Annotated in this window: 20 protein-coding genes; 10 read left to right on the forward strand and 10 right to left on the reverse strand. The window is 60.5% G+C overall.

Annotated elements, in window-relative coordinates:
- The first annotated feature begins 31 nt into the window (after positions 1-31).
- Positions 32-919, forward strand: coding sequence for a LysR family transcriptional regulator (locus V6617_RS14630; protein WP_338607695.1), 888 nt, complete (start codon positions 32-34; stop codon positions 917-919).
- A gap of 118 nt (positions 920-1,037) precedes the next feature.
- On the opposite strand, the gene choV is transcribed toward V6617_RS14630, so the two are convergent.
- The 3 genes from choV to choX form a co-directional block, all read right to left on the reverse strand.
- On the reverse strand, positions 1,038-2,075 hold the full coding sequence (choV, locus tag V6617_RS14635; RefSeq protein WP_338607696.1) for a choline ABC transporter ATP-binding protein: 1,038 nt from the start codon (positions 2,073-2,075) through the stop codon (positions 1,038-1,040).
- Positions 2,072-2,914 carry a choline ABC transporter permease subunit gene (gene choW / locus V6617_RS14640; RefSeq protein WP_338607697.1) on the reverse strand — a complete coding sequence of 281 codons (843 nt, stop codon included), beginning with the start codon at positions 2,912-2,914 and terminating at the stop codon, positions 2,072-2,074. The genes choV and choW overlap by 4 nt, the downstream gene beginning before the upstream one ends.
- 76 nt (positions 2,915-2,990) lie before the next feature.
- Positions 2,991-3,920, reverse strand: a complete 930-nt coding sequence (gene choX, locus V6617_RS14645; RefSeq protein ID WP_338607698.1) for a choline ABC transporter substrate-binding protein — start codon at positions 3,918-3,920, stop codon at positions 2,991-2,993.
- A gap of 102 nt (positions 3,921-4,022) precedes the next feature.
- Here choX and betI point away from each other — a divergent pair, with 102 nt between their 5' ends.
- The 4 genes from betI to betA are packed head-to-tail and all read left to right on the forward strand — an operon-like array spanning position 4,023 to position 9,263.
- Positions 4,023-4,613 carry a transcriptional regulator BetI gene (gene betI / locus V6617_RS14650; protein WP_338607699.1) on the forward strand — a complete coding sequence of 197 codons (591 nt, stop codon included), beginning with the start codon at positions 4,023-4,025 and terminating at the stop codon, positions 4,611-4,613.
- A 26-nt stretch (positions 4,614-4,639) separates the two neighbouring features.
- Entirely contained in the window at positions 4,640-6,130 is a 1,491-nt protein-coding gene (gene betC / locus V6617_RS14655; RefSeq protein WP_338610733.1) for a choline-sulfatase, read from the forward strand.
- Positions 6,130-7,590, forward strand: coding sequence for a betaine-aldehyde dehydrogenase (betB, locus tag V6617_RS14660; RefSeq protein ID WP_338610734.1), 1,461 nt, complete (start codon positions 6,130-6,132; stop codon positions 7,588-7,590). Before betC ends, betB begins: the two co-directional genes overlap by 1 nt.
- 11 nt (positions 7,591-7,601) lie before the next feature.
- A complete protein-coding gene (betA, locus tag V6617_RS14665; protein WP_338607700.1) occupies positions 7,602-9,263 on the forward strand; it encodes a choline dehydrogenase in 1,662 nt (553 codons plus the stop codon).
- A gap of 500 nt (positions 9,264-9,763) precedes the next feature.
- On the opposite strand, the gene V6617_RS14670 is transcribed toward betA, so the two are convergent.
- Positions 9,764-10,917, reverse strand: a protein-coding gene (locus tag V6617_RS14670) for an IS3 family transposase (protein WP_220303547.1) whose coding sequence is annotated in 2 segments (ribosomal slippage) — positions 9,764-10,642 and positions 10,645-10,917 — 1,152 coding nt in all. Because the reading frame shifts where the segments join, the coding sequence is not laid out codon by codon here.
- 268 nt (positions 10,918-11,185) lie between these two features.
- Between V6617_RS14670 and V6617_RS14675 the strand changes: the two genes are divergently transcribed.
- Entirely contained in the window at positions 11,186-11,665 is a 480-nt protein-coding gene (locus V6617_RS14675; RefSeq protein WP_220305744.1) for a MarR family winged helix-turn-helix transcriptional regulator, read from the forward strand.
- A 33-nt stretch (positions 11,666-11,698) separates the two neighbouring features.
- Here V6617_RS14675 and V6617_RS14680 read toward each other — a convergent pair whose 3' ends face one another.
- From V6617_RS14680 to V6617_RS14695, 4 genes are read right to left on the reverse strand one after another with little or no spacing between them, the layout of a single operon-like run.
- The gene (locus V6617_RS14680; RefSeq protein ID WP_309207449.1) at positions 11,699-12,148 is read right to left on the reverse strand and encodes a hypothetical protein; all 450 of its coding nucleotides are present in this window, start codon (positions 12,146-12,148) and stop codon (positions 11,699-11,701) included.
- 3 nt (positions 12,149-12,151) lie between these two features.
- Positions 12,152-13,144, reverse strand: coding sequence for an ABC transporter substrate-binding protein (locus tag V6617_RS14685; protein WP_220305746.1), 993 nt, complete (start codon positions 13,142-13,144; stop codon positions 12,152-12,154).
- 17 nt (positions 13,145-13,161) lie between these two features.
- Positions 13,162-14,283 carry a Gfo/Idh/MocA family protein gene (locus V6617_RS14690; RefSeq protein WP_220305747.1) on the reverse strand — a complete coding sequence of 374 codons (1,122 nt, stop codon included), beginning with the start codon at positions 14,281-14,283 and terminating at the stop codon, positions 13,162-13,164.
- 58 nt (positions 14,284-14,341) lie between these two features.
- A complete protein-coding gene (locus V6617_RS14695) occupies positions 14,342-15,289 on the reverse strand; it encodes a PDR/VanB family oxidoreductase (protein ID WP_309207452.1) in 948 nt (315 codons plus the stop codon).
- A gap of 179 nt (positions 15,290-15,468) precedes the next feature.
- Between V6617_RS14695 and V6617_RS14700 the strand changes: the two genes are divergently transcribed.
- From V6617_RS14700 to V6617_RS14715, 4 genes are all read left to right on the forward strand, one after another.
- Entirely contained in the window at positions 15,469-16,695 is a 1,227-nt protein-coding gene (locus V6617_RS14700) for a Rieske 2Fe-2S domain-containing protein (protein ID WP_338607701.1), read from the forward strand.
- An 878-nt stretch (positions 16,696-17,573) separates the two neighbouring features.
- Positions 17,574-18,569 (forward strand): TAXI family TRAP transporter solute-binding subunit, encoded by a 996-nt coding sequence (locus V6617_RS14705; RefSeq protein ID WP_220305749.1) that lies wholly within the window; start codon positions 17,574-17,576, stop codon positions 18,567-18,569.
- 35 nt (positions 18,570-18,604) lie between these two features.
- Positions 18,605-20,512 (forward strand): TRAP transporter permease, encoded by a 1,908-nt coding sequence (locus tag V6617_RS14710; RefSeq protein ID WP_220305750.1) that lies wholly within the window; start codon positions 18,605-18,607, stop codon positions 20,510-20,512.
- Positions 20,513-21,010: 498 nt separating this feature from the next.
- Positions 21,011-22,429, forward strand: coding sequence for a hypothetical protein (locus V6617_RS14715; protein ID WP_240549621.1), 1,419 nt, complete (start codon positions 21,011-21,013; stop codon positions 22,427-22,429).
- Between the two features lie 88 nt (positions 22,430-22,517).
- On the opposite strand, the gene V6617_RS14720 is transcribed toward V6617_RS14715, so the two are convergent.
- Both V6617_RS14720 and V6617_RS14725 read right to left on the reverse strand, forming a co-directional pair.
- The gene (locus tag V6617_RS14720) at positions 22,518-23,168 is read right to left on the reverse strand and encodes a fumarylacetoacetate hydrolase family protein (protein WP_220307389.1); all 651 of its coding nucleotides are present in this window, start codon (positions 23,166-23,168) and stop codon (positions 22,518-22,520) included.
- Positions 23,169-23,430: 262 nt separating this feature from the next.
- Positions 23,431-24,972, reverse strand: a complete 1,542-nt coding sequence (locus V6617_RS14725) for an MFS transporter (protein ID WP_220305751.1) — start codon at positions 24,970-24,972, stop codon at positions 23,431-23,433.

Below are 24,972 nucleotides of genomic sequence, written 5' to 3' on the forward strand. Positions count from 1 at the left end.
ATGGAAAGTTGATGCATAAAGCGCATAGATAATGAGCCGCCAACGCCGCTATCTTCCCTCAATCGGACAACTGGCCGCTTTCGAGGCCGTGCAGCGCACGGGATCGACAATTGCCGCCGCAAAAACGCTCGATCTTTCGCAGGGAACGGTATCTCGTCTTGTCGCCTCGCTCGAAGCGCAACTGGGCCGCCCCCTGTTTTTACGCCAGAGCAAGCGACTGGTGCCCACGCCGGCCGGCATCGACTACGCAGGAGATATCGCGGCGGCGCTCGATGCCATCGAGCGCGCTTCGATGCGAACCGCTGCCGATCTGGGCGGGGGCGCCCTGTCGTTGGCGGTCTTGCCTGCCTTCGGCACGCGCTGGCTGGCGCCGCGGCTGGGCGATTTTCTTGCAGCACATCCGGGCGTCACGATCAATCTTTCCACCCGTATTCGGCTGGTCGATTTCACTGCCGAACGGTTCGATGCAATGATCTATTTTGGCAATGGGGAGGCGCCCGACGCGGTGCACATGCGGCTGTTCGACGAGCGCGTCACGGCCTGCCTCGCGCCGCACCTGCTTGCCGACCACCCGATCGGCACCCCCGGCGATCTGGCCGGCCTGCAGCTTTTCCAGCTCGAAACCCGGCCCAGAGCATGGGATGCATGGTTTGCCGGGCAAGGAGCAATGCCCTTACCCGTTTCGGGCATGATGTTTGACCAGTTCGCCCTGATGATCGAAGCGGCCATTGCCGGTCTGGGGGTGGCATTGCTGCCCCACTACATTGCGCAAAGCGAGATCGCGACGGGCCGGCTAAGCCCAGTGCTCGAACCAGCTGTCGCGGGCACCGGCTCATACTGGCTGGCCTGGCCGCCGGCCCGCGCATCCTACCGCCCCCTGGTCGCGCTGCGAGACTGGCTGGCAGCCGAGGTGCCCTAGCACCCCGGGATGGCATGTCGCCGCGCCGGCCCTTCAAACGCGCTACGACCTTCCCATGGCCAAGCCGTTCTCGAACCGATTGGCATTTTGCGGTTCAGAGGCAAGCAATCTTGCTGTCTTAAGCGCTGCCGTTCTCCTTGGACTGCAACGCGGAAATGATCTCCTTGTTGGTGATTGCACCAACAGGTTCGCCCGCCTCAGTGACCCCGATTACCGAGGCCCCCTGGGATAGGGAATCGATGACCTCGGAAACCGGTGTCTCGAAATCGACTTGCGTGTCCGAATTCTCCGACAGAGCCGTGGTCATGACGTCGCCGGCCCGAAGGACGTTGAGGGGGTTCATGTGAGCGACGAAGTCCTCAACATATTCATTGGCCGGATTGGCAATGATTTCCTGGGGTGTGCCGCACTGGATAATCCGACCGCCTTCCATGATGGCGATGCGATTGCCGAGTTTGAAGGCCTCGTCGAGATCGTGGGAAACGAAAATGATGGTCCGCTTGAGCTTTTCCTGCAACCCGAGCAATTCGTCCTGCAGCCGCGCGCGGATCAGCGGATCGAGCGCTGAGAACGGCTCGTCCATCAAAAGGATAGGCGCCTTGGTGGCAAAGGCGCGGGCCAGCCCGACACGCTGCTGCATGCCGCCTGAAAGCTCGCTCACCTTGTTATCGGCCCAGTCCGATAAGCCCACGAGTTCGAGCTCTTCGCGGACCTTGTCCTCGCGCTCGGCCTTGCCCATGCCGCCCAGTTCGAGCCCGAGCGCCACATTGTCGAGCACATTGCGCCAGGGCAGCAGGCCGAACTGCTGGAACACCATGGCCACGCATTCGCGGCGCAGTTTCAGCAACTCGTCGCGGCTGCAATTGGCCGGATCAACCGACCAATCGCCACTCCTCACCGTCACATTGCCGCGCACCACGGGGTTAAGCCCGTTAACCGCGCGCAACAGCGTGGACTTGCCGGACCCCGAAAGGCCCATGAGCACGACGATCTCGCCCTCTTCCACTTCGAGTGAGCAATCGTGGACGCCGAGAACCTGATTGGTTTCCTGCTGGATGTCGGGCCGGCTCATACCCTGGTCCATCAGCGGCAGCGCCGTTTCGGGCTTGTCGCCGAAGACGATATTGACCTTGTCGAAAATGACGGCCTTGCTCATTGCTTGTTGTCCTGTCCGATCCGCAGCATGCGATCGAGAATGATCGCCACGACCACGATGATAAAGCCGCTCTCAAAGCCCAGCGCCGGGTTGACCTGATTGAGTGCGCGCACCACGGGCACCCCGAGGCCGTCGGCACCGACCAGCGCGGCCACCACCACCATGGACAGCGAAAGCATGATGGTCTGGTTGAGCCCCGCCATGATCTGGGGCAGCGCGTAGGGTAGTTCGACCTTTATCAGCTTCTGTCCGCCAGTGCCGCCAAACGCTTCGGCCGCCTCGAGCAACGGGGTCGGGGTCGAGGAGACACCCAGATAGGTCAGCCGGATAGGGGCGGGCAAAACAAAGATGACAGTTGCAAACAGGCCCGGCACCATGCCGATGCCAAAAAACACGATGGCGGGGATGAGATAAACGAAGGGAGGCAGCGTCTGCATCAGATCGAGAATTGGCTGTAGCACCCGGTAGAGCCCCGGACGATGCGCGGCGGCAATCCCGATCGGCACGCCCACGGCCATGCACACGATACACGCGCTCAGGACCAGGGTCAGGCTCTCGGTCATTTCCTCCCAATAGCCCTGGTTGAGCACGAAGAGAAAGCCGAGCGCGACGAGCAGGCACGTCTTCCAGTTGCGCTGCAACACCCAGGTCAGGCCCACGAAAAGCGCGCCGATGACGAGGGGATGGGGCGTCTGCAACAGCCACAGAAGCGCTTCGATCAGCCACTCGGCGCCCTCGGCCAGCCCGTCGATGACCCCGGAGAGATTGTCCCGAATCCAGTTGAAGAAATTGCTTGCCCAGGCTCCGACAGGAATCTTGTTCTCAGTCAGCCATTCCAATGGCTTGTCCCCGCAATAATTGTAAAATCAGATAACCGGCCCGGCTGGTTGAGCCGGGCCGTCTCGTGCGCCGGCCTTAAAGGTCGAGCGCTTCGCGCACCGCGGCCTCGGCATCGCCACCGTCGACGGTGGTCACGCCATCGAGCCAGCTCAGCGCCAGGTCGGGATTGTTCTGCATCCACTCCATGGTGGCCGCGTCAGGATCCATGCCCTCGTCGAGGATCATCCCCATGATCTGGTTTTCCATAGGCAGCGTGAAGCTGAGGTTTTCAAGGAAGGTGCCAAGGTTCGGGCATTCTTCGACAAATCCGGTGCGGGTGACGGTATAGACGTTGCCCTCGCCGCCGAAGAACTCTTCACCGCCCTCGACATAGCTCATGTCGAAATTGGAATTCATCGGGTGCGGCTCCCAGCCAAGGAACACGATGTCCTCGTCACGCTCGACGGCCCTCCCGACCTCCAGGAGCATGCCCTGTTCGGAGCTTTCGCGAACTTCGAAATCGCCAAGACCGTGGGCGCCTTCCTCGATCAGGCCAACCAGATAGGTGTTGGCTTCATTGCCCGGCTCGATGCCGTAGATCGTCGAATCGAGCTCTTCAGCAAAATCTGCGATGTCGTCATAGGTCTGCAGGCCCTTTTCATAGGTGTAGGTGGGGACTGCCAGATTGTATTTCGTGCCCTCGAGATTGGCCGACACGGATTCGATTTCACCGCTGTCGAGATAGGGCTGGATAGCGGCCTGCTGGCTGGGCATCCAGTTGCCCAGAAACACGTCGACGTCGTCGCTCTCGAGCGAAGCAAAGGTTACCGGAACCGAGAGAACGCGGACGTTGACGTCATATCCAAGCGCTTCGAGCACCTGCTTTGTGGCCGAGGTCGTGGTGGTGATGTCGGTCCAGCCGACATCCGAAAACGAGACCGATGTGCACTGAGCCTGAGCGAACGCAGCGCTCGAGACCAGCGAAAGCGCGAGCGCGCTGGTCAGCGTAGCGGCGTGTTTGATCATTACCATCTCCTTGGTGATGCGGTGTGAAATTGTTGATTGACTGGTCAATCAAAAACAAAATATGAGGAGATGTAAACCCAGTTTCTGATATTGGTGGAAAATATGGCCAGCAAAGGCATGCCGATCCTGCGCAGAAAGGCTTTGATTTCGGCAACGATTGCCGAGATTGGAGAGGCCGGAACGCTCGACGTTACTGTCAGCCAGATTGCAAAACGTGCAGGAATGTCTTCGGCCCTGGCGCACCATTACTTTGGTTCCAAGGATAAAATCTTTCTCGCCGCCATGCGCCATGTATTGGAGACTTTCCGGCTTTCGGTCGCCCAACGGCTGGAAACCGCAAAAGGTCCCCGGGAGCGGATCGATGCGATCATCGATGCGAGTTTCGAGGAGAGCCAGTTCGAGCGCGAGATCGTCGCGGCCTGGCTGGCCTTTTACGTGCGCGCCCTGCAATCGAAGGACACCCGCCGCCTGCTGCAGGTCTATGCCCGCCGGCTGCATTCGAACCTGGTTTTCAACCTGCGCCAACTGTTCGACGATGCGACCGCGCAGGCAGTAGCGCAGGGCCTGGCCTCCCTGATCGACGGCTTTTATATCCGCCACGCGCTCCAGGACGACGTTCCGGACCGTGGCGCCACCCGCGACATGGTCCGGGACTATCTCGACCTCTGGCTCGAACGGAAAGGACGCACTTGACGGCCCGCCCCAACATCCTCGTTCTCATGGTCGACCAGCTCAACGGGACCCTGTTTCCCGACGGCCCGGCCGACTGGCTGCATACGCCCAATCTCAAGGCACTGGCGCAACGCTCGGTGCGGTTTGCCAACACCTATACCGCGTCGCCTTTGTGCGCACCGGGCCGGGCGAGCTACATGTCGGGGCAGTTGCCGCGCGGCACGCGCGTTTACGACAACGCAGCCGAGTTCGCGTCCGACATCCCCACCTACGCCCATCACCTGCGGCGCGCCGGGTACCGCACGGCGCTCTCGGGCAAGATGCATTTCGTCGGTCCCGACCAGCTCCACGGGTTCGAGGAGCGCCTGACGACCGACATCTATCCCGCCGATTTCGGCTGGACGCCCGACTATCGCAAACCCGGCGAGCGCATCGACTGGTGGTATCACAATCTGGGCTCGGTGACGGGCGCCGGGGTGGCCGAGATTTCCAACCAGCTCGAATATGACGACGATGTTGCCTTCCAGGCCGTCGCCAAGCTATACGATAATGCGCGGGGCAATGACGATCGTCCCTGGATGCTGACCGCCAGCTTCACCCATCCGCACGACCCCTATGTCGCCCGGCGCAAATACTGGGATCTCTACGAGGACTGCGCCCATCTTGACCCCAAGGTGCCCGCCATTCCCTATGACGACCTCGACCCGCATTCGCAGCGGATCTTTGACGCCAATGATTGGCGATCGTTCGACATCGGGACCGACGACATCCGCAAATCGCGGCGCGCCTATTATGCCAATATCTCCTATCTCGACGACAAGATCGGCAACATTCTCGAGGTGCTGGACGCGACCGGCCAGACCGAAAACACCATCATCGTTTTTGTCTCCGACCATGGCGACATGCTTGGCGAAAAGGGCTTGTGGTTCAAGATGAGCTTTTTCGAAGGGTCCTCGCGCGTTCCGCTGATGGTTGCGGCGCCGGGCCTCGAGCCCCGCCGCGTCGATACGGCTGTCTCCACCCTCGACGTCACCCCAACCCTAGCCGATCTCGTCGGTATCGAACTGGGCGAAGTGACCCCGTGGACCGACGGCGAAACGCTCATGCCACTGGCGCGGGGCGGCGTCCGCACGACCCCGGTCCGCATGGAATACGCCGCAGAGGCGTCCTATGCCCCGCTCGTCGGCATCGTCGAGGGCCGCTGGAAATTCATAAGCTGCGTGCTCGATCCCGATCTGCTGTTCGACCTCGAAACCGATCCGCACGAACTCACCAATCTCGCATCGGACCCCCGGCACGCGGAAACCTTGGCGTGCCTGAAATCCATGGCGTCCGAATTCTGGGACCTCAAAGCCTTCGACGCCGAGATCCGCCAGAGCCAGGCACGGCGGCACGTTGTCTATGACGCGCTGCGCAACGGCACATACTTCCCGTGGGATTTCGAACCGCTCCAGCGCGCTTCGGAGCGCTACATGCGCAATCACATGGACCTCAACCACCTCGAAGACTCCAAACGCTTTCCCCGAGGCGAACAATGATCAACGCTCAGCCCAAAGCCAGCCATTTTATCGACGGCGCCTATGTCGAAGACAATGCCGGCCGGCCCATCGACTGCATCTTTCCGGCGACCGGCGAGGTGATCGCCACGCTCCATTCGGCAACGCCCGCCATCATCGACAAGGCTCTCGAGTCCGCCCATCGCGCTCAAAAGCAATGGGCCACCCTCACGCCCGTGGCGCGCGGCCGCGTCCTGCGCCGCGCCGCCGACATCATCACGGCGCGCAATCAGGAACTGAGCGAACTCGAAACCCTCGACACCGGCAAACCGATCCAGGAAACCCTGGTCGCCGATGCCACTTCGGGCGCGGAAGCTCTGGAATTTTTCGGCGGCATTGCACCGACGATCAATGGCGAAGCCATCCCTCTGGGCGATGATTTCGCCTATACCCGCCGCGAACCGCTCGGCGTCTGCGTCGGCATCGGCGCCTGGAACTACCCCACCCAGATCGCCGCCTGGAAGGCCGCCCCCGCACTGGCCTGCGGCAATGCCATGGTGTTCAAACCCTCCGAACTCACCCCGCTGTGTGCGCTGAAGCTGGCCGAAATCTTCGTCGAAGCCGGCGCGCCCGCGGGCCTGTTCAATGTCATCCAGGGCTATGGCGATGTCGGCGCGGCTCTCGCCACTGACCCGCGCACCGCCAAGGTGTCGCTCACCGGCTCGGTCCCCACCGGACGCAAAGTTTATGCAGCAGCAGCCGAAGGCATACGCCACGTAACGATGGAGCTGGGCGGCAAGTCGCCCCTCATCGTGTTCGAGGATGCCGATATCGAAAACGCCGTCAGCGCGGCGATCAACGCCAATTTCTATTCCAGCGGCCAGATCTGCTCGAACGGCACGCGCGTATTTGTCCATGAGGCGGTTCACGACCAGTTCGTGGCCCGCCTTACCGAACGCACTGCCAGGGCGGTGATCGGGGATCCGCGAGACGAAGCGACTCAGATCGGACCTCTCGTCTCCGCCGCCCAGCGCGACAGGGTTCTTTCCTATATCGAGATCGGCAAAGCCGAGGGCGCCCGACTCGAATTCGGCGGCAGCGTGCCGCGGGACTTCGCCGCCGCCGGGTTCTATGTCGAACCGACCCTCTTCACCGGCGTCACCGACGACATGCGCATCGCGCGCGAGGAGATTTTCGGGCCGGTGCTCTCGGTTCTCTCGTTTGCCAGCGAAGACGAAGTGATCGCACGCGCCAATGGCAGCGATTTCGGTCTGGCGGCAGGTGTGTTCACAAAAGACATCACCCGCGCCCATCGTACCGTCGCCGCGCTCGAAGCGGGAACATGCTGGATCAACACCTACAATCTCACGCCGGTGGAAATGCCCTTTGGCGGCGTCAAACATTCGGGCGTGGGCCGCGAAAACGCGCGCGCGGCTATCGAGCACTATTCGCAGATCAAGTCGGTCTATGTCGCCATGGGCGACGTCGAAGCCGCGTTCTGAGGGGGCCGGACATGCGTGCAGATTTCGTCATTATCGGCTCGGGCTCGGCCGGTTCGGCCATGGCACACCGCCTCAGCGAGGACGGCAAGCACAAGGTCATCGTGCTCGAATATGGCGGCACCGATATCGGGCCGCTCATCCAGATGCCCGGCGCCTTGAGCTACCCCATGAGCATGTCGCGCTACGACTGGGGGTTCAAATCCGAACCCGAGCCCGGCCTGGGTGGACGCCGGCTGGCGACGCCGCGTGGCAAGGTGATCGGCGGTTCGTCCTCGATCAACGGCATGGTCTATGTGCGCGGCCATGCACGCGATTTCGACCATTGGGCCGAAGCCGGAGCAGCCGGCTGGAGCTTTGCCGATGTACTGCCCTACTTCAAGCGCATGGAGCATTGGCATGCGGGGGGGCACGGCGGTGATCCCGACTGGCGCGGCAAGGACGGACCGCTCCACGTCACGCGCGGCCGGCGCGACAACCCCCTGTTCAAAACCTTCGTCGAAGCCGGCAAGCAGGCCGGGTTCGAAACAACCGACGACTATAACGGGCAAAAGCAGGAAGGCTTTGGCCCCATGGAACAGACGGTCTGGAAAGGCCGACGCTGGTCGGCGGCCAATGCCTACCTCAAACCCGCCCTCAAGCGCGACAATCTCGAACTCGTGCGCTGCTTTGCCCGCAAGGTAGTGATCGAGAATGGCCGCGCCGTTGGCGTCGAGATCGAGCGGGGCGGCAAGATCGAGACTGTCTTTGCCGACCGGGAGGTGATCGTTTCCGCTTCGGCAATCAACTCGCCCAAACTGCTCATGCTTTCCGGCATCGGCCCCTCCGCCCATCTCAAACAGCATGGCATCGATGTCGTCGCCGATCGGCCCGGCGTCGGCCAGAACCTGCAGGACCACCTCGAACTCTATATCCAACAGGCCTGCACTCAGCCCATAACGCTCTTCAAGCACTGGAACCTGCTGGGCAAGGCGCTTGTCGGCGCGCAATGGCTGTTCTTCAAGACTGGCCCCGGTGCCTCCAACCAGTTCGAAAGTGCTGCCTTCGTGCGTTCACGGGCCGGCGTCGAATACCCCGATATCCAGTACCATTTCCTACCCATCGCCGTGCGCTATGACGGCCAGGCTGCCGCCGAAGGTCACGGGTTTCAGGCTCATGTCGGGCCGATGCGCTCGAAATCGCGAGGCTCTGTGACGCTCAACTCGGCCGATCCGGGCGAGGCCCCAAAAATCTTTTTCAACTACATGTCCGATCCCCAGGATTGGGCGGATTTCCGGCACTGCATCCGGCTGACCCGCGAGATTTTCGCTCAGCCTGCCTTCGATCCCTATCGCGGCAAGGAAATCCTGCCCGGTGAAACCGTCCAGTCCGATGATGCGCTGGACGCCCATATCCGCGATCATGCCGAAAGCGCCTACCACCCCTGCGGCACCTGCAGGATGGGCCAGGCCGACGATCCCATGGCCGTGGTCGATCCGCACTGCAAGGTGATCGGAGTCGAAGGCCTGCGTGTCGCCGATTCCTCGGTCTTTCCGCGCATCACCAACGGCAATCTCAACGCACCCTCGATCATGGTCGGCGAAAAAGCGTCCGACCATATTCTGGGCAAGCCCGCGCTTGCGCCGGAAAATGGCGAGCCATGGATCAGTCCGCTTTGGGACGAGAGTGACAGGTAAGAGATTTATCGATCAAAGCCGGAAAATTCCGCCGGTGTTATCCAGATTGCCGGACGGAACCCTTGAGCAGGCGGCGTTCCTCAAAGACTGCGCCGAAAATCCAAGATCGGCCTATGAAGACTGGAGCGGGTGAAGGGAATCGAACCCTCGTCGTAAGCTTGGACAATAAACAGTATGATACGTTTTCCACAACCTACGTGTAACACAATATTCCGCATTTTGTATCACAAAAGCTATTCGTCAAATTGGGATGAGGACCATTGTAGGGTGCGTTCCAGATGACGTTGCCCCCATCTTTTATCCAGCGTGACGTAGACTCCGGGGGTTGTTTTGGCCCTGCTGAGCCTGGTGGAAGACGGGGGCTGGCGTGGAGCTGGCCATTGAGCGCAGCGCCAGGTCCCGTCATGGGGTAAAGGTGGTTGCGTATTCGGTTGGGGTGAGCCAGCCGAGCCGCGAGTGTGTGAGCTACTCCCCAATCGTTGGACAGCTTTTGGCGTAAATTAAGCTACTCGTTGCACCTGCTGGTCGGGTTGGTTTTGGTCAATGCGCTGCCAATAGATCACGGCAGGCGGTTTTCCGCCAAGGGCGGAATGAGGGCGTCGGTTATTATAGAAGTCCACCCATTCGCGGACGCCGGCGCGGGCCTGTGACCCGGTCTCCCAGGCGTGCAGGTAGACGCATTCGTATTTGAGGGTTCTCCAGAGCCGCTCGACAAAGATGTTGTCGAGGAACCGGCCCTTGCCATCCATGGAGATGCGCACCCCCATTCGTCGCAACCGATCGGTCCAGGCAAAGGACGTGAACTGGCTCCCCTGATCGGTGTTCATGATCTCGGGCGGACCGAACTTGTGGACCGCCTCGTTCAACGCCTCGATGCAGAAGTCTGCCTCCAGCGTGTTCGAGATGCGCCATGCCAAGACCTTGCGGGTGTGCCAGTCCATGATGGCCACCAGGTAGAGAAAGCCCCGGCGCATCGGTAAATACGTGATATCCGCAGCCCAGGCCTGGTTCGGGCGCTCCACCCTCAACCCCTTCAGAAGATAGGGCCAGATCTTGTGCCCCTTGGCTGGTCTCGAGGTATTGGGCTTCTGATAAATCGGCATCAGGCCCATGAGCCGCATCAGCCGACGCACGCGCTTCTCGTTTATCACGTGACCTTCATTGCGCAGGTGCCAGGTCATCTGCCGGACTCCGAAGAAGGGCGTCTCCAGGAATTGCCCATCGATCCTGCGCATCAGGGCAAGGTTGATCTCGGTCTCGCCTTTCGGCGTGTAGTAGAACGAAGAGCGCGCGATCGACAGCAGCGTGCACTGTTTGCCAATTGAGAGCACGGGGTGATCAGGTTCTATCATCCCTCGCCTCACTTCCCGCCCCAAGGCTTGAGCTTTCTGGACAAAAAATCGTTGGCGACGGCCAGCTCTCCGATCTTGGCATGCAGATCCTTGACCTGTTCATCGTCAATCTCAGGCCTTTTGCGCCCGCCGCGCTCGAACACACCCGATGCCCCTTCGAGCAACGCCCGTTTCCATTGGTGGATCATCGTGGGGTGAATTCCGAACCGGCTCGCCAATTCCGATACCGTCTCTTCGCCCTTCAATGCTTCCAGGGCGACCTTCGCCTTGAACTCGGGCGAATGCTGCTTGCGTTTCGACATCTCTGATCTCCATCGTCGAAGACCAGCAGACAACAATTCCTAGCTTACGTCAGCGTCCCATTTTCGGGGAGTAGCTCAGGGCGATAACCTACCAGTAAGAGATATTTATTAACGTCACTCGAACTGGAGCAACGAATCAAAAGCTAGATTACGCGTTGTGGGCTCGAATATAGCTCATGAATGCGGAAGCCGAGCCACTCCAACCGCTTTTCAGAGTGGAACTCCGAGGGACAAAGGCTCGACTGATGAGCAGAAAGACCAGAACGCTGTGGCTGGCAAAGCACCTCAAAACATCAAATTGCCTTTCGAGCAAAGTGTCGGCTACCAAGCTCGCCTTACTCATCGGCTTATACAGCGGCTCCTCCACCAGAAGATTGCGCCGTATGGGGTAACACCCGGCATGTGGTATTTTCTACGCGCCTTGTGGCACAAGGACGGGCAAACTCAGCGAGAATTGTCCCTTTTGGTCGGCACTATGGAGCCGACGACATTGAGCGCAATCAGAACGATGGAAGCTTCTGGATTAGTTCAGAGAAAGCGAAACGACGAGGACCGACGAAAAATAAATGTCTTTTTGACCGGTCGCGGACGCGAGTTGGAAAATATCCTTATGCCACTTGCGAAGGAGGTCGTAGATGCATCTGTTGAAGATTTCTCCATCAATGAACGTGGTCTCTTGCTTCAATATTTGAAATCAATTCAAAATAATATTTTGAAGCACCTCGACGAAGACGTCCATCTGGGTTAACATCCCACTCTTGGCCTCCACCGCTCCCGAAGCTTACGGCGGACTGATTGTCCTCACAAATTCCTCGATCGACATGACCTCACGCGGGGGTATATCCTCGATTTCAGGCCCAGGATCGACGTCGTAGCTGAGCGTATCGCCATCCCAGAACCACCAATAGGCCACGTTCTCCCGCTTGCCCTCATGTTTGTCGAGTATCGACATCTTGAACTTGGGGAAAGCCTTCAGCGCGTCCGGTACGGGAGCGTTGCCCATCAGGCGCGCAGAAACGGATCCCATGTCGACGGCTGCGGCCAAGGGGATCATGGCGATAAAGCGCGTATCGAGCCTGGCAAGGGTGGCCGCATCCGCGCCCTGTTCGTATGGTCCGGCAAGAGCCCGCACCACCTCGGGGTAGGAGGGATGATTGTGGGTAACCTGGACATAGGCATGTCCACGCGGTGTTTCGACTTCGACTATGTCGCCTGGCACAAATTTCGTCATGGTTCAGAGACTGAAGCTTTCTAGGGTCGCAGGGTGAAAGAGCTCGTTCACATCGACCTTTCGGGGAGAGAGCCCCTGCTCATAGTGATAGCCGAGAAACGTCTCGAGGACCTTTCTGTTCTGATCGACGCCGTAGGACCATATATCGTTGCCCATCAGGTTGCGAGCGCGACGAAGATTGTCTTCGACGAACGGCATGGTGACCTTCGTTGCAGAAGTATCCGCCAGCGCAGCATCCGACATCGCCTTCGAGCGGGTGAAAGCCTTCAGCAGTGCTCCCGGCAGCCACGGATGCTCGTCTGCCAGACGGCGCCGCACACCCAGAACGTGCATGATGGGGAAGATGGCGGTGCGCCTGAAATAGTCCTCGGCCGCGCCGATCGAGTCGGTGAACAGGCGCCCCACATGCGGGTGTTCCTCGTCGTAGCACAGAGGCGCGCGCGGCCCTATGAACCCGTCTATCTCGCCAGCGGCAAGCATGGCGTTCAGCGTGGCGCCCTGAGGGGCTTCCTCGACCTTCACGTTCGGCGGCAGGTCGACCTTGATCTTTTCGGGACGCCCCGCCGTATTCATGCCGCCGCGGACCCAGACGATGTCCTCGGCGCCGAGGCCGTACTCGTCCTTGAGAATTCCACGCACCCAGACATTGGCCGATAGCTGGTATTCCGCGATTCCGATACGGCGTCCGCGAAGGTCCGCCGGCGTGGAAATGCCCTTGTCGGTGCGGATGTATATGGACGTGTGGCGGAACGCACGCGAGAGGAATATGGGAACCGCAACATAATGGGGCTCTCCGCGTGCGACCGAGATCGAATAGGAAGAGAGCGAAAGCTCGCTGATGTCGAACGCCTGGTGCCGGAATGCCCTGAAGAACATCTCCTCGGGCGAAAGCAGCATGCAGACCGGATCGACCCCGTCGATCTTCACCCGGCCGTCATAGATCGGCCGGGTCCGGTCGTAATCACCCATGGCAAGCGATAGATTGAGATTGCTCATTTATTCTCCCCTCATTGTTATACGGGCACCTGCTCGACGAGGTCGACGAAAGTCCCTGTCTCTGCGGAACGGATGATGGCGTGGCAAGCTTCAAGGCTCGCCAGACCCCATCTGGCGGACTGTACGGCCGGATGTCCGTGCCGGACGGTCTGGACCAGCGCATCGATGACTTCGGTGCGCGCTGTCTCGAACGTCGGCGCGGGCACGAATTTCTGTTCAAAGTCGCCATAAACGTGCAATCCAGAGGGAACCAGGCGAATGTCCCCGCGATCGCACAGCACAACGATCGGTCCGAAATGTTCATACTGGTCCGCCGGCTTGGGTGCGTCGCCGGCACCGTATGTACGGGTCGTCTTGAGCGCAGCTTCCTGCTGCGCATCGAGCACCGTCGCCAGCGTCCTGCGCGCCGCGCCATAGCCCTGGGGCGATTTCCGTTGCCCGAGCTCTCCGATCCCGTCCATCCAGATGTCGCTGTCGAAATGCGCGTAACCCGAATATGTGAAGGTCGCGAAGCACCCGTTTTGAAAGCTCATCAAAGCGCTGTATGCGCCTTCGGTGGGACGATCGGGGTCCCAGGCGCCGGTCATCGCCGCCAGCCGGGTCCCCACGCCTCCGGCGAGGAACCTCACGACATCGATCTGATGTACGCCTTGGCTGAAAATGACGCCCCCGCCTTCGCTTGTGCGCAATTCTTCCGGCCGCCGCGGCCGATAGAGGAAATCGGTGTAGTTAAAAGCTTGAATCATGCGAATCCGGCCAAGTTCGCCGCTGCGGATCAGTTCCCCCGCCTGTTGCACGGGACGATCAAAGCTGTGGCTGGGGCCGACGATCACGTCGACGCCCGCTTTCTCGGCCGCCTCGACGATGCGCCGTCCGTCCGCCATCTCCACGGCCAACGGCTTGTCTAGCAGGATATGTTTGCCGGCCGCGGCGACCGCTACCGCATGGTCAGCATGCATCTGGTGCGGTGTGGCGATGTACACCACTTCCACCTCGGGATCGGCGCAGAGCCCCTCCACATTCTCGTAGACGCGGCCACCGAATTCCGCCTGAAAAGCACGCCGCGAGGCTTCTCGCGGCGCACAGGCGGCCACGAGGCGGATACGGGGATCCGAGCGAAAGGCAGGCAGCATGAGCATGAACGCCCGCCCCAGCCCTAGCACGCCCAGTCGGATGGGGTTCGAAATTGCTGGGGAATCAGAGGTCAACGACAAGATTCCCGCTGTTTGCCCGGGACACGCAGATCATGATTGCTTTGTCCTTCTCCTCATCCATGAGCACCATGTCGCGATGGTCAACATCACCGGCAAGAAGGCGGGTCTTGCATGAGCCGCAGGTTCCGCTTTCGCAGGAGCTGACGGTCCGCACACCGGCGTCGCGTACGGCCTCGAGTATGGAACGATCGGCAGGAACGTGCACCGTCTTGCCCGACTTGGCCAATTCCACATCGAAAGCCACGTCGTCGGGGCGGACGATGTCGACGGGTTTGAAATCCTCGAAATGGACACGTCCCTCGGGCCAATGGCCCGAAATCGCCTTGATCTCCTCCATGAGCGGCTTCGGCCCGCAGCAATAGACATGTGTCGGCTGAGGTGTCTCGAAATGATCCCAGAAATCGTAGATTCGCTCGGGATCGCCCTCGTCGTGATGGACGATCATCCGGTCCCCGAAGGCTTCGCGCATTTCGGCCAGATAGGCGGCATCCTGCGGGCTGCGGCTCACATAGATTATCCGGAACGGCTTGTCCTGCTCCTTGAGACGCTTGGCCATTGCATAGATCGGCGTAACGCCGATGCCTCCGGCGATCAGGAGATAGTCGGGCGCGGGACCGAGAGAAAACTCGTTCTCGGGGGGAGCGACCCGGAGCTTGCTCCCTTCAGCAACCTCATCATGCATGGATTGGGAGCCGCCGCGCGATTCCGGCTCCCGTTTGACCGCGATCGTATAGGTGTTCGCCTCGCCGCCGACGAGGGAATAGCGGCGCATTGCCCCCGATGGGGTCTCCACCGTTATGTGCGCGCCCGGACCGTATTGGGGCAGGCTGATCCCCTCCTCCGGCTTGAGCACGAACTCCACGATACTCGGCGTCAGTTCGCGGCGCGAACTCACGGTCATCGTGATAAGATCGTCGTCGGTTATAATCACGGGAAAACCATCCAGCTTGCCTTTTTCCGTTCCTTAGCTACCTAACTAATTTCTGTCAATGCCTAGACTTCGCAACTGAGATGCACTAAACTCTTAGCTTCCTAACTTAATGAGGGATGGAGACGATGCTTACTCCCGAAGAAAACGATCTTTTGTGTCGGGTATCGAACAACGCCCCGATGGGACGCCTGATGCGCCAGCACTGGACACCGGTCTGCCTTATCGAGGAGGTCGCCGAGCCGGATGGCACCCCGTTGCTGGTCGAGGCACTCGGGGAGAGGTACGTCGCCTTTCGCGACACCAATGGCCGCGTGGGGCTTCTCGATGAGCTGTGTCCGCACCGGCGTGCCTCGCTCGTATTCGGACGCAATGAGGAGTGCGGTTTGCGCTGCCTCTATCACGGCTGGAAAATGGATGTGGACGGCAAGGTCATCGCCATGTCGTCGGAGCCGGAAGGCAGTCCCCTCCTCAACAAGGTGAGCCACCGCGCCTATCCCGTCAAGGAATGGGGCGGATTCGTCTGGGCCTGGTTCGGCGACAAGGAAGATGTTCCTGAATTCGACCCGCCCGCCTTTGCTCCTACCGTGGATACGCCTTTGGCAATCCTGAAGATTCGTGTTCCTGCGAACTGGGCGCAGATTCACGAAGGCCAGATCGACAGCGCGCATTCCTCGAGCCTGCACTCCTCCGATATGGTGCCGGCCAGGGTCGAGGGCGCCGCAGCCGACGACAAGTCGTGGTATCGCCCCTCGACGGACAAGTCGCCGCGCATGCAGACGCAGACGACGAGCTACGGGTTCCACTACGCGGCGATCCGCAAGCCGATCAAGAATGCAGCCACGCATGACTACCTGCGCATCACCGAGTTCATTGCGCCATATTACTCGCTGATTCCGCCCAACAGCTCCTACAATGTCGCCAGCGTCATCGTCCCTGTCGACGACGAGACCACGCATTTCCACTTCATCGCGTGGGGTGGCACGGCATGCCCCACCACCGAGGAGTGGCGCAAGTTCAACCATGCGGAGAAGGGAGTCGATCTGGACGAGAAATGGCGCTCGCGCCGCACGCTGGAGAACAACTTCCTCCAGGATCGCGAGCTGATGAAGCAGGGCAACTTCACCGGCGTTCTGGGCATTCCCAATCAGGACATCGTCATGTGGGTTTCCATGGGGCCGATCGTCGATCGCACCAACGATATCCTCGGGGCATCCGATCTCGCCATCGTCGAGTTCCGTCGTCTGATGGTCGATGCTGCGCGGAAGGTCGCCGAAGGCGGCAAGGCCATCGGCACTGAAGAGCCCCGGCTGCCGCATTCGCGGATCATGTCGCGCGAGGGCGTGTTCCCCAAAACGACTGATTGGCGCACTCTCGTCAATCATAATGAAATGGTCGCGGCCGAATAAGCCGCCCATCCCTGCCTCAAAAAGACCTTTCGGCCCGCGCGGCCGAAAGGTCTGCTGGCATGTCGCAGCCTTGCGATTTGTAACGACATATCTGCAAGCCGGCAGCTCTCCTCCCGCCACGACAGGAACGCAACCGCCCTTCCCGCCACATTTCTCGTTTCCTCGCGCACAGCCCGATGGAAGCGGACCGCTTCCCCTCACAATCCCGGTTCATGCGGAACCCCGGGCCGAAGTTAGGCAAAAGCGAAGGCCGCAGGAGCGAAAGATGGACGAGGCCGATTCTGCCAATCCAGAACAGCTCCATGAAGGCGATCGCCCAGAGTTCCCTTGCCTCGGAATTCGGCCAACGGGTGGCTTGACACATATAACTAAGTAAGCAAACTAATTAAATTGGCGCGAGGGGGGAACGCCGATCTGATCGTCACAGACCACTTCCGGAGGAGGGAAGTTCCATGTTGAATTTCAATTAATCGACAGCGCGGCGCCGGTGGAATGTCTTCACGGGCCTGCTGCTGGCAGCGTCCAGCCTGGTGCCTCTGGCCGCCACCGCCCAGGACCTGATCGAGTTCGATCAATGGCGACCGGGAGGTCGGGGCCTACAATCGCACATGGGTTCCAGGCGAATAATGCGAGACGCCCCCTTCTCTCCTTGTCGGCTCCGGGAGCCGGCAAGGACTGTGTCGAGACCCATGAGTCTTGGCTGCGTTGGCCTTATACACCCCCCCGGGGCGCATCACGGCCGGACCGCGGCGGATTTTGAAACCATCGCGCTTGACTGCTTAGGAAACTAACCATAACGTTGATCCTGCCGGCCGCGGAGCGGAGCTATCCGGCAGCGAGATTTCTGCAAAAGCTCAGATTTCCAATGGGAGGAACAGATGCCATTATCGCGAATTACCCTGACCGGACTATCCCTCGCCTTTATCGTGGCGCCGGTGCTGCCGGCGACTGCGCAGTCGCTCAATCTCACACTCGCGGGCGCCAGCCCCGGAGGACTTTGGACGCTTCTTGGCGCGGGTCTAGATGCCGTCGTGAAGGCAAACGATCCAAACTCGACGATTACCTACCAGACTACCGGCGGCGGATTTGCCAATGCCGCAATGATCAGCGAAGGAAGGGCCGAAATCGGACTTATCCACGACGCCGAGCTTGCTATCGCGGCACAGGGTGGCGAGCCCTTCAGTGCGCCGATCGAAAATCTACGCACGATCGGCTACCTTTACGACTGGGCACCCATGCAGTTCGTCACGACGCGCAGCTTTGCCGAAGAGCATGAAGTCGATTCCGTGGACGATTTTGCTGCCGCGCAGGTTCCGGTGCGTATGACAGTAAACAGAGCCGGCAATATCACCGGCCAGATTGCGTCTGCCATCATGGCGGCGGCGGGCGCCGACGACGAAGCGATCGCCCAATGGGGCGGAGCAGTCGTTCAGGCCGGTTCGTCCGAGCAGGCCGGCCTGCTCCAGAACGGTCGTGTCGATCTCTACGCGAACGGTGTTTTCGTCGGTCACAGCTCCATCCGGGAAATCGAGAACGCACTCGACATCAAACTGCTGAGCATTCCGGCCGATGTCAGGGCGCAGATCGCCGAGGAATTCTCGATCGCCGAGTTCACGATTCCCGCCGATTCCTATGAGAACCAGCCCGAAGCCATCGAGACCCTGGCTCTGGGTGCCGTTCTGATCGCCAGCGCGGAGATGAGCGAGGAAGATGCCTACACGCTGACCAAGGCGCTGATCGACAATCTCGACTCAATACGCTCGGTCCATCCGGCAATGGCCGACCTGGACACCACGCTGCTCACTCGGGAGACCGCAGTGCCGCACCACGATGGCGCCCTGCGGGCATACCAGGAAGCGGGCCTGATCGAATAGTTTCCGTTTCCAAGAACAACCGGAGGAGTGGGTAAATGGCCTTGGCCAAACTCGTCGGAACCGGCCGCCGTCGATCTTTCGACGGCGTGCCGCGTCAAACCTTGACCGTTGCTGCCGCGATTTTTGCCGTCGGCGTTGTATATGCCAACATCTTTGCGCTGCCCGATGCGCTGCTGATCGGCATTCTGTTCGTCTGCGGCATTTATGCCCTGCTGTTTTTGACGGTCGGTCCGACCTCGACATCAACGGACCGGATCGGCATTGCCGATTGGGTCCTGAGCGGTGCGAGCGTCGCGTGCGGCATCTACTTCTTTACGATCAGGGCTGACCTGGCCAATCATATCACGCTCCTCCGGCCACTGCCCGGCGACCAGCTCTTCTTCGGCACGCTCCTGCTTGCCCTGACCATCGAGGCGGCCAGGCGGACAACCGGCATCGGGCTTACGATCGTCCTGCTCATTTTCCTTGCCTACAACCTTTGGGGACACCTGATCCCGCCCCCGCTCGGCCATGGGTTCATCGACTTCGGTTCCTTTGTCGACGTTCTGATGTACACCACCGACGGCGTATTCGGCGTACCCATCCAGGTGGCAGCCAGCTACGTCTTCTTGTTCGTGATGTTCGGTTCGGTCCTGTCTCATGCGGGAGGCGCCGAATTCATGTTCCAGCTCGCAGCGGCGCTCACGGGCCGCTCGCCCGGAGGCCCGGCCAAGATCGCCGTCATATCGTCCGGCATGTACGGAATGATCTCGGGCAGTCCGACTTCGGATGTGGCGACCACGGGATCCATCACCATTCCGATCATGAAGCGGCTCGGATACTCCCCGCGTTTCGCGGGCGCTGTCGAGGTCGCGGCCTCGACGGGTGGAGCCGCCATGCCGCCCGTCATGGGATCGGCCGCATTCATCCTGGCCGAGTATACCGGCATCGATTATCGGAACGTCGTGCTCGCGGCGCTGATTCCGGCGATCCTTTATTATATCGGCGTCTATTTGCAGGTGCATTTCCGTGCCGTTCGCCAGGGACTGCAAGGCGTCAAGGACGTCGACCCGGTGCAGGAGACCCTGAAGACGGGATGGGTGTTCGTCATACCGCTCGTGGTGATCACCGTAGCCCTGCTGATGGGCTATACGCCCACCTACGTCGCCGTTTACGGCACGGTTGCCCTGGTTGTCGCGTCCCTGCTGACCAAGCGGACCCGGATGACGCCGCGCAAGATGCTGGAGGGGCTGGGCGAGGCGACCATCCGCATGTTGCCGGTGGCCGGCGCCTGCGCCGCAGCGGGATTGATCATTGGCGGGCTGACGATGACCGGCCTTGCCCTCAAGACGTCGAGCCTTGTCCTGATGCTGTCGGGTTCGGGCCCCTTCGTCGTCCTGTTGCTCGCCGCCGGCATCGCGATTCTTCTGGGACTGGGGATGCCCACGCCCAGCGCCTATATTCTTGCGGCCGTGCTCGTCGGTCCGGCGTTCACGGTCGTCGGGCTGCCCCTGCTGGCCTCCAACATGTTCCTGCTCTACTTCGCCCTGCTCTCCGCCCTGACGCCGCCTATCGCGGTGGCAGCATACACCGCATCCGCAATCGCGGATGAAGACCCAATGAAGATTGCCGTCACGTCGGTGAAGCTGGCCGCCATCGGGTTCATTCTCCCGTTCTTCTTCGTATGGAACGAAGCCTTGCTGGCCCAGGGCAGTGCCTTGGAAATCGGTGTTGCCGCGTTGGGCGGCATCGTGGCCACGACTCTTCTGGCGCTTGCTCTGGAAGTCGAATTGAAGCCAATTGTGCGGGTGGTGATTCTGGCGGCCGCTGCGGCGGCGCTCTCTCCCTACCTTTTCCTTTCCATACCGGTGACCGTTCTCGCGATCGCGCTGGGCATATGGCGACGGACAGGGAAACTGGCCACAGATCCCGCGCACCAGGAGCGCACGATTTCACAACGCTAAGGTCCGCAGCGGAAGGATTGCGCATTGGCGAGGCCGTATTTCGGGAGACCCCGTTGCGGCCTCCGCTCCCGTTCCACCAGGGGACGCATTGGGACGAGGCGTTCCCCGGACAGTTTGGCATCATCGCCTCGCCCTCGAAGCCCAGTATGCACGGACCGCTGAATGATGGATCGGAAAAAGCTATAACGACGCCTGTTTTAGGCTTCGATTATTGACACCCAACAACCGGGGATATCAAGGCAACCCTGGCCCCGCCATCGCATGACACGGCATGCAATCTGGAAAAGAGGATGTAATTCTCTCATCCGGAACCATATATTTTTGCAAAATACTATGAAGATTCCTACATATATTTATACACGAACTCCCCCCATTCAAAAATACAGAACGAGAACTGTCATTGACAGACTATCTTTTGAAAAGTAGTCTTGATTTGTTAGGAAGCTAAACGTTTTACCCCTCCGGCGGGGCGTTTGGCTCGTTCAGGAGGAAGATAAGGTGACCTTTGACACGCTTGAGAAGAGCTATCGCAAATATCTGAAGAGCGGCACCGCGGCGTTCGCGTTGCTGGCAATGCTTGCCGCCAGTCCAGTGGCGCAAGCACAGAAAATCGAAGAGATAAGCGGCACCCTGCCCGACGGCACGGCCTGGCTGATCAGCGTGCCCACCGACTGGAACGGCGTGCTCCTGCGCGATCTCGACTATGCGGCGAATTCGCAGACGGAGCGCTTTACGGATCTGCTGAGCAGAGGTTATGCCTTCGCGGGTCTGGCGCGCCATCCCATGCGCCCGTGGCAGTATGATCCGCAGCGGGAAATACATAACCTCGAAGCCGTTCAAACGATTTTCGAGGAGCAGTACGATCCCGAGTGGGTGCTGGCGTTCGGCTGCTCAGGAGCCGGATTCGTCAGTCTCGCCGCCGCCGAGGATTTCTCCGATCGCATAGACGGTGCGGTCGTTCTGTCGGCGCATATACCGGTGTGGATCATGAACAGCTACCTCGATGGCTGGTTTGCCATGCAGACGCTCCTCGCGGACGCGTATGAGGAAGCCGGCCTGGGCTCCGCGAGCGACCTTCGCATCGTCAACATGCCGAACGGCGCCGGCTCCGACGGCAGGACGATCGGCGACATCCAGGCCTCATGGCGCAGCGCGGTGGAGACATTGGGAGAGACTCCCGAGGGACGGGCGCGCCTCGCCCTTGCCTTCGCGATCGGCCAATGGTCCCCCTGGGAGGCTGCGGATCAGCCGTTCCCCGATCCGCTCACCTCCGAAGCACTGTCCGATCAACTGGTGCCTTCGGCATTGCGGCTTACCGGCACCGTCGGCGGCCAATCGCGCGTGATGTTCGAGAATGCCGCCTCGGGCCAGCAGCTTTCAGGCAATGAGGGCATCGATTACGCAGCCTTCTACGATACGGCATCGCCGATCATGAAGGAGCTTGTCGAACATCTTTATGCCGAGGCGGGCCTCGATATCGGCGAGGACATCGAGCGCATCAATTCCGCGCCCCGCATCGCAGCGTCCGACTATGCGCTCGATTACTGGAGCCAGCCCGGAAGAACAGCGGACGGGGACCTGCAGGTGCCTACGATCCGCGTGCACAGCCTGGGCGACAACTCGATTCCCTATAGCCTGATGCAGGGCTATCAAGCGCTCGTGGAAGAGAAGGGCACGACCGATCTCTACCGTCAGTCGCTGCTCAAGTTCACCGACCATTGCGGCTTCGAGGCGTCCGAAACCACCGCTCTTGTCGAGGTCATGATGGAGCGGCTGGAAACGGGCGAGTGGCCGGACACGTCGCCGGAGGCCCTGAATGCCGTCGCTGCCGAGCTCGATCTTGGCGAAGCCCGCTTCATGGAGGAAGACGGGTGGCGCGTTGAAGAGTACAATCGTACCTGGATAGCTGGAGAATAAGCCTCCGGAGAACGATGCGGGGCATTTCCCCGCATCCATTTCCCCACGGCGCGATTTATCGATATTCGCGCCGTAGACGCCACGGGCCTCAATCGACCCGGCTGATCAGCATTCCTTTTTCCAGCGGCTTCACGCTTGTCTGCCCCGGAACGAACGCCGCGGTTTTGTGGGGGCTGCTGCCGTCGACCCCGAACCGTGCGCGCCCCAGCCCCTCAATTTCGATCTCGAGGCTGTCTCCCACGTTTATGGGCTTGAGCCCTTCATGGTTGGTGCCGGTCGTGACGAGGTCCCCGGCGTGAAGCGTGGTGAACCGGGAGAGCCATTCGATCTGCTCGGGGATTCGATTTGCCATGGTATTCGTCGAGAAATCCTGGGCGATCACGCCGTTCAGCCACGAGCGCACCCGAAGCTCGTGCGGGTCGTGAATTTCGTCAGCGGTCGTGATCCAGGGTCCGCACAGCGCAAATCCGCGCTGACCCTTGGGGATGAACTGTCCCCTGCGATGCAATCCTCGCGCCGAGATGTCGAAGAACGGAACGAATCCGAAAACCTTGCCCATTGCATCTCCGGCAGAGACATCCTGGACCTCGCTGCCGATAACGAAGGCAAGCTCCGCTTCAGCGTGGAAGACCACGACGTCGTCAATGTCCGGCAATGTGGTCCTTCCACCCGACCCAACCAGATCGTTGCTCTTGTGGAAGAACTCGTTCGGCAGGCGGTCCTTCGTGAACCCGAGAATGTCACGTAGTTCGCGAACGCCGAGAGACCTTTCGAGGGGTGATGAAGCGGCGCAAGAAGTTTCACGTCGGAAAGGGTCTGGCCGGGCGCCCTGGCGAGCAGATTCTCGATTTCCGGTTTCAGCTCCTGAAAATTCGCGATCAGGAAGTCGAGAGCGCCCTGCGGACCGCGGACGCTGCGCATGGGGACGAGATCGCTGACATCGACCACTTCCGCTTTTGCATTGAGCACACCGATCTGATCGTCGTTGAACCTGAGAATCTTCATTTCACGTTTCCATTATATGCGTCTGGATCACGCCGGCGATCGACCGGGAGCGGGATTTCCTTGAGGATGATGGACAGGCAAAAGGCCAGCACGGCAGCAACGGCCGTACAGAGAAAGATGGGATGGAGAGCACCGGTGAACGCATCCAGGACCGTATCCCGCAAGGACGGAGGAAGCTCGGAGATGAGCTGGGGCGACATTGCGCGCAAACCCGTGTTTCCCGTATCGTTCAGCAGGCCGCCGGGGAGCCGGCTCGACAGCCCGGCGGCAAAAATCGCGCCGAAGATGGAGACCCCGACGGAACCGCCGATCATGCGGAACATCTGGGAGCTCGCCGTCGCGACGCCGAGCGCCCCCGCGGGAACGGCATTCTGGATCGCGGCGACGCCGATGCTGTTGACCGGGCCGATCCAGATGCCCACCGTCAAAAGATAGAGGCCCAGGATCCACACATTCGTGTCCGGGGTGATGGTTGCGAGCAGAAGCGCGCCGACCGCCAGCAGGGGCATGGACAGGATGGGCACTATTCTGTAGCGGCCCGTCCGGCTCATGAAGATGCCGGACAGGATGGACCCGCCGACGAATCCGAACATCAGGGGCAGCAACAGCAGGCCGGAAACGGTCGGGCTGTAACCTTTGACGACCTGTAGGTAGAGCGGGATGAACGTTATCATGCCAAACATCGACATGCCGATGATGAAGCGCACGGCATTGGACACCACGAAATTGTTGATGCGAAACAGGCCGAGAGGCAGAATCGGCTGAATGGTCCGGGATTCGATGAACATGAACCCCAGAAAGCCCAAGCCGCAGACCACGCCCAGCGCAACGCTCGGCCAGGATGCCCAGGGAATGGCCGTGCCGCCAAGGCTCGCGAAGAGAACGATGCCGGTCAGCGTGATGGCGAGCAGAATGGCCCCGGGATAGTCAATTTTCTGCCGGCCGTGATTGCCGCCCTTGGGCAGCAGGAAAGTGATGCCGGTGAACGCCAGGACGCCGAACGGCAGGTTGATGAAAAGCACCCAGTGCCAGGAAAACTGCTCGGTCAGAAAACCGCCCAAAAGAGGGCCGAAGACGGTCGAAAATCCCAGGACGGCACCCACAACTCCCTGTGCCTTGCCACGATCGCGTTCGCGCAGAACATCGGCCACTACGGTCATGGCAACGACGATCAGCCCCCCGCCTCCCAGACCCTGGATGAAGCGCCCGAAGATCAGCACCCCCATGCTGCTGGCCAGACCGCCGATTCCCGCGCCGGCAAGAAAGACGAGAATACAGGCCTGAAGAACGGGCTTGCTCCCGTAAAGATCGGCCAGCTTGCCCGAAATCGGCGCGCCGACCGTGGAGGCGAGCAGATAGACCGTCATGATCCAGGTGACGCTTTCGACGGACCCCAGATCGGCGACGATAACGGGAATGGCCGTGGCAATGCTCGTCTGGCTGAGAGACGCGAGCAGCAGGACGCAGGCCGCCGAAAAAATGATCAGTCGGATCGGCTGGCGGGGACTTGCCGTCTCGGAAGGTGTGGCAGCTGACAT

It is taken from the genome of Pelagibacterium nitratireducens, from assembly GCF_037044555.1.
Taxonomy (GTDB): domain Bacteria; phylum Pseudomonadota; class Alphaproteobacteria; order Rhizobiales; family Devosiaceae; genus Pelagibacterium; species Pelagibacterium nitratireducens.